Source organism: Pseudoalteromonas sp. Z1A6 (assembly GCF_011378745.1).
GTDB classification, from domain to species: Bacteria; Pseudomonadota; Gammaproteobacteria; order Enterobacterales; family Alteromonadaceae; genus Pseudoalteromonas; species Pseudoalteromonas arctica.
In genome coordinates this window covers 1-6171 of record NZ_WTKW01000255.1, presented here as the reverse complement: position 1 = coordinate 6171, position 6171 = coordinate 1, and the positions used below count along the sequence as shown (strand labels likewise).

5 protein-coding genes are annotated in these 6171 nt (G+C 37.9%); 2 read left to right on the top strand and 3 right to left on the bottom strand.

The features are described 5' to 3' along the window. Positions 1–253: 253 nt before the first annotated feature. From GQR46_RS14660 to GQR46_RS14650, 3 genes are read right to left on the bottom strand one after another with little or no spacing between them, the layout of a single operon-like run. Entirely contained in the window at positions 254–1462 is a 1209-nt protein-coding gene (locus tag GQR46_RS14660) for an ABC transporter permease (RefSeq protein WP_008171197.1), read from the bottom strand. After that, the gene (locus GQR46_RS14655; RefSeq protein WP_007586825.1) at positions 1455–2243 is read right to left on the bottom strand and encodes an ATP-binding cassette domain-containing protein; all 789 of its coding nucleotides are present in this window, start codon (positions 2241–2243) and stop codon (positions 1455–1457) included. The genes GQR46_RS14660 and GQR46_RS14655 overlap by 8 nt, the downstream gene beginning before the upstream one ends. Next, positions 2240–3052: a DUF3025 domain-containing protein gene (locus tag GQR46_RS14650; protein ID WP_165741322.1), complete on the bottom strand. Its 813-nt coding sequence runs from the start codon at positions 3050–3052 to the stop codon at positions 2240–2242. The genes GQR46_RS14655 and GQR46_RS14650 overlap by 4 nt, the downstream gene beginning before the upstream one ends. 113 nt (positions 3053–3165) lie before the next feature. Here GQR46_RS14650 and GQR46_RS14645 point away from each other — a divergent pair, with 113 nt between their 5' ends. Together GQR46_RS14645 and GQR46_RS14640 are read left to right on the top strand one after the other, a co-directional pair. Further along, positions 3166–4791 (top strand): M28 family metallopeptidase, encoded by a 1626-nt coding sequence (locus GQR46_RS14645; RefSeq protein ID WP_165741321.1) that lies wholly within the window; start codon positions 3166–3168, stop codon positions 4789–4791. 160 nt (positions 4792–4951) lie between these two features. Next, positions 4952–6127, top strand: a complete 1176-nt coding sequence (locus GQR46_RS14640) for a putative manganese transporter (RefSeq protein WP_165741320.1) — start codon at positions 4952–4954, stop codon at positions 6125–6127. The last annotated feature ends 44 nt before the right edge of the window (positions 6128–6171 follow it).

Genomic DNA, 6171 nt, shown 5'->3' with positions numbered 1-6171 from the left:
TTATTAGTATAGAGCATTAACGAAAGAATTGGACCACCTAACTAATCGGTTATCGTTATAATTTTTATAATAAAAAGACTAAATCATTAGTTTTATTTAGAGCACTCTCTCTATATGAATTATAAATGAATGAGAGTACCCATATCGACTCACGCAGCTTATAAAATAGTTTTTTCAAGCAATCATTCCTTTAAAATATAAAAGGTAGCCAATGCTACCTTTTATATATTTTTAGAGTGCTAAATCTATATTATTATCTAAACAGCACATCTTCTCTGTTAAACCATTTAACGCAAAATGCCAGTAGTCCGGCTGCAATGATTGCAGTTGCTAAAAATATTAAGCCTACAAATGTGTAATCAACAGTCCCTTTTACTATTTCTTTAATTGCTAAAGCCACGTTTGTAACAGGAATGAATGCTGTTTTAGCAGTAAGCTCCATATTTGGCATTATTGAAATAATAATAGGGAAAAACACGCCCATACTTAAGGGGGCCATATAGTTTTGTGCTTCTTTAAACGTACGTGCATAAATAGATATAGCCAGTGCCAAAGCCGAAAATATAGCAGCCACAGGCAGTAGCAATACAAATATCATCAGTAAATCGGTTACCGCTAATGTACTAAATGCCGCTTTAATAAAATCTAGATCGGCAAATGCTAACGCCAGTGCTATCCAGCAGCCCATACTTAAGACCGTTATGGTTGTGGAGGCAATGGATGTAGTTAACAAAGTTATAAATTTACCAAGCACCAGCTCTGTACGCGTAATAGGTGTAAGTAGGAGTGTTTCTAGCGTGCCGCGTTCTTTTTCGCCAGCGCCTAAATCAATAGCGGGATAAGTAGCCCCCATTAGTACTAATGGTATAAGTAAGTAAGGTAAAAAACCGCCAATTTTTTCGCCAAGGTTTTCACGTTTATCGGCTGTATCCACCTTAATTACTTCAATTGGGTTAAGAATAGATTTTTGAACAGACTCTTCAATACCAAAACTGATTAGCTTTTGAGTTTGCAGTACGTCACTGTATTCTTTTGCTAGCTCTTTGACGCGTTCGAATAAAAAGTTAATAGATTTTGAATCGTTAAAAACAACCTGCCACTGACTTTGTTCACCATTATCTAGTGTTTGCTCAGCATGGCTTGGTAAATAAATACCCATATCAATATCGCCAGCTATAACACCAGCTTTAAGCTCTTCAATGTTATTAAAGGTTTTAGCCCCTTTATAAAGCTCAAAACTTTTGTGATAAAACACTTTATCAGTAAATTCTTGTGCATATTCACCATTAATAATGGCATACGTATTTACTTTTTGTTCTGCGTCCATTGCTGCTTGTGAGCTTATAAATGCCATTACGGCAAACAATAACGGAAATATAGCGACAGGAAGCGCAACAACAAATAATAGCGTTTTTTTGTCGCGTAATAACTCTCTTAATTCCTTTTTAAATACCTCAAACATCATGTTTCTCCGTTAATATGTTCATAAACGCTTGATTAAGCTCATCACTATTACCTGCTTGTTTAAATTCATCTACTGTTCCGTCAAAGCAGCTAATACCTTCGTTAATTACAGCTACTCGGTCACATAAAAGTGCAACTTCATCTAAATGATGGGTAGAAAAAATAACAGGAGTACCTTGCGCCTTTAAACCCTTAATAAATTGAATAACGGTTTGCGTGGTCATTATATCGAGACCCGTTGTTGGCTCATCAAGCACAACAACTGCTGGGCGATGCACAACAGCACGCGCTATATTTGCTTTTTGCTTCATACCTGTTGATAGGTTTTCTGCGCGTTTATCTACAAACTTATGCATATCAAGCAATGTAAATAGCTCATCACAACGCGATGCAATATCGCTTTTGCTCATACCGTGGAGCTTTGCAAAATACTCTATGTTTTCTTTTACAGTTAAGCGGCCATACAAACCGGTAGAGCCCGATAAAAAACCGATAGACTTACGCCCCAGTAGCGGTTTTTTTACAATGTCGTTTCCGGCAATTGTTATTGAGCCTTCATCGGGCTTTAACGCGGTTGAAATCATTCTAAGTGTAGTTGTTTTACCCGCACCATTTGGGCCTAGCAATCCAAGTACTTCACCCTTTGCGCAGCTAAAACTCACATCTCGTACTGAGTGAAAATAATCTTTATCTTCACGAGGGTCGATGTCGTCTATTTTATTTTTTTTGTGATCTTTAGTTAGCTTAAATTTCTTTTTAAGCCCAGCAACTTCTATCATGTTCGTATCCTTCGTTTCGCTCTAAAATAATCTGTATTGTTGTAAAAAGAGTCGTCTTTGTTTTCGTCATGCCAGCCTGGCACACCTAATAAAGGCAGTGGTGAAAGCTGTTTGTTATCGGCTAAGCAGTTATCTGTATTAATCATCTCATAAAGGGCTTGGTCTAGGTACTGATATTGAGTAACTAAATCTTTACAAAATATTTCATCCGGTACACAAACAAACAATGCTTTACCCGTTAAACCTATATAAGGTTTGGTGAGCATTTCATAATTAGCATGGCCAAACATAAAAGGTTTTATTGTTTTACCCCACTCATGTTTGTGTTCAACAAATGCTGTTTTCCATTGATGATCGCAAAGCCACTGCTGCCATTTACTCTCACTTATAGCTAATACAACACCACATTCATCAAAGAGCGTTAATGCATTACGATGTTTGGTACGCTGTTGTAATCCATGTTCAGCTATATCTTGTACATGCCGCTGGTTTATAAGTGCTTTAGTTTTAGGAAATAAACACCAAATAAAGCCACCAAATAAGTCATGCCAGTTCTCACTGCGTGTAGGTACAACACCCGTTTCAAAAATAACTTGTTCGTAATAACGATCGCCAAAATCTACCTTTGCATCATCTTCAAAAGTAATAGGAATATTATTCGCATTAATAGCGGTTAAAAATGGAGAAAACCACTGCGGCGCCGGCCAATCTGTTAGTTCGTTAACTTTAAACAGCTCACGTAAATGCGCAAATGCACCTGTTTCTAAACTACTGATTTGCCACTGCTCGGGGGGAGTAAAACGCTTCATTTAAACCTTTAACAATTTATGCCTATAATTTACGAGAAGTTTACCGCAAAAACTGGTTCTACTTAATAGAAGTTAATATACTAATCACAACTTAAAACAAAAAAAGAGCTGACATGAAACATTATTTCTCTCTCACACTCCTCGCTACCGCTGTTTTAGCAGGTTGCGCAACAACAAGTATTACACCTACTGATGTAACAAATGGTTATAACAGTATCCAAGCTGATGAACTGGCTAAACATGTAAAAGTACTTGCATCGGACGAATTTGGTGGTCGTGCTCCTTCATCACCAGGCGAAAAGCTAACGCTTGATTATTTAACTGCGCAGTTTAAAGCTTTAGGTTTAAAACCAGGTAATGGCGACAGTTACTTACAAGAAGTGCCATTAGTTTCTTTAGAAGCTGATTCGAACATGGTGCTTAGTATTGGCGGTAAAGACTACCAATACAAAAAAGACATGGTTATGGGTAGCAGTCGGATAAGTGCTCAAGAAAGCATAGAAAACTCTGAACTTGTATTTGTGGGCTACGGCGTTAATGCACCTGAATACAATTGGAATGATTACGAAGGTTTAAACGTTAAGGGCAAAACGGTTGTAATGCTGGTTAACGATCCGGGTTTTGCAACAAAAGACCCTGCTTTATTTACTGGCGACGCGATGACCTATTATGGGCGTTGGACATATAAATACGAAGAAGCGAGTCGCCGTGGTGCCGCAGGTGCAATTATCATTCATGAAACAGCACCTGCATCTTATCCGTGGTCGGTTGTTGAAAACTCGTGGAGCGGCGAGCAGTTTGGTTTTCAAAAAGAAAACAACAACATGGACCGTGTAGCTGTTGAAGGCTGGGTTACAACTGACGTAGCAAAAGAGCTCTTTACTAAAGCAGGTTTAGATTTTGATACCGTTAAAACGAATGCTGCCAAAGGTGCTTACCATGTTGATATGGGCGATTTAACTGCTTCTGTTACTATTAAAAACACGATTAAAAAATCGGTGTCATATAACTTTATCGCCACTTTACCTGGTAGTGAAAAACCAGATGAGCATGTTATTTACTCAGCTCATTGGGATCACTTAGGCACAGATAAAACACGTAAAGGCGATCAAATTTATAACGGTGCTCACGATAATGCAACGGGTACAGCGGGTCTTATTGAAGTAGCTGAAGCTTTTACTAAATTACCTAAGCATCCTAGCCGCTCGATGACCTTTTTAGCGGTAACTGCTGAAGAGCAAGGCTTATTAGGGTCTAAATACTATGCGGCAAATCCTGTGATTGCAGCGAATAAAACAGTCGCTAACATAAACATGGATAGCTTAAATTTATTAGGCAAAGTAAAAGACATGAATGTGGTTGGTATTGGTAAATCACAAATGGATGAGTTTTTAGAAACTGCGGCTAAAGAGCAAGGCAGAACAATATCAGGTGATCCTAAACCATCATCGGGTGGCTACTACCGCTCTGATCACTTTGCATTTGCAAACATGGGCATTCCGGCCATGTACGCAGGTGGCGGCACAGTGGCTGCTGATGAAGAAACGGCTAATTACCGTAAACGTATGAGTTTAGTACTTCGCGGTTGTTACCATCAACCATGTGACCGTTACCGTGATGAATGGGATTTATCGGGTGCTGTTCAAGACTTACAATTATTTTATAAGGTAGGTTTCGATATTTCTGAAACAGAACAGTGGCCAACGTGGAATACAAACTCTGAATTTCAGCGTAAGTAGCCCAATTTAATCACAGCCTTTAATTCAAATTTAAACTAACTTAGATTTGGTTATCGAAAAACTCAAACAGAGTAATCGATTTAAATAGATGCAAATGATATTGATTATCATTTGATTAAAATATACAGTGTGACCTAGTTAATTTATTAGGTCGCATTGTATGATTTCACTCCCTCACATTGGTTTTATTACTCCTGCCTCAAAACGATTTTTGAGCCAAAATAAACGCTTACTGCTGCCTTTATTTATTTTAACTTGCCTTGCAATACCGCAATTACGCGAAATAACAATGACCGCACTGAGTGATGCATTTTTTCAAGTAAGTGTGTTTGTTGCTGCTACCCTTTTAATTTATTACTACGCTATAGAACACTTACCTCAATTAGAGCTTAGTTATTTAAGTGCCAAGTCCCCTATTTTAGAAATTAGCTTTGCAGCGGTTTTAGGTGCATTACCTGGCTGTGGTGGCGCTATTATTGTGGTTACTCAATTTACAAAAGGCCAAGCAAGCTTTGGTGCTATTGTTGCTGTGCTAACAGCTACAATGGGAGATGCAGCATTTTTATTACTTGCTACCCGCCCTACTGAAGGCTTGTTAATTATGGGAATAGGGTTGGTTGTGGGTACATTCAGTGGTTTACTGGTTAATACGATACACAAAAAAGACTTTTTACGCCCAACAGCGCAAGAACAAAAGCACCAAATTAAAATACTCTCAACTAACATTATTAAAATCAGTAAACCGGTTTGGATGGTAACAATTATCCCAAGCCTTATAATTGCCTTTTTGATTGCGTTTAATGTTGATTTTTCACAGTTTGGTTCAAGCACAAGTACTGTAATTACGCTATTTGGTGCATTAATGGCTTTATTTATTGTTAGTATTTGGGCGCTTTCGTCAAGAGGTGAAAGCTATCAAGAAGTAACATCAGAAGACGATGCATGTAACCCCCCTTCTAAAATAATAAAAGTATTACAAGATACCCACTTTGTAACGGCATGGGTTGTAGCCTCTTTTATGCTATTTGAGATTTTGGTTAACATTGCAGGACTTGATTTAAAAACGTGGTTTGTACATTACGCCTATTTAGCCCCATTAATTGCAGTGCTTATTGGTTTTTTACCCGGCTGTGGCCCGCAAATAATTGTTACAACACTTTATATTCAAGGCATTATTCCCTTTAGTGCTTTAGCAGGAAACGCAATTTCTAACGATGGTGATGCGTTATTTCCAGCAATAGCAATGGCGCCCAAAGCTGCAGTTATAGCTACACTTTATACATCTATTCCCGCATTAATAGTTGGTTATGGGTTGTATTTTTTTGCTGAAATTTAAAAAATGAGATTTAAAAAACACAAAAAAGCTCAGCAATTGCTGAG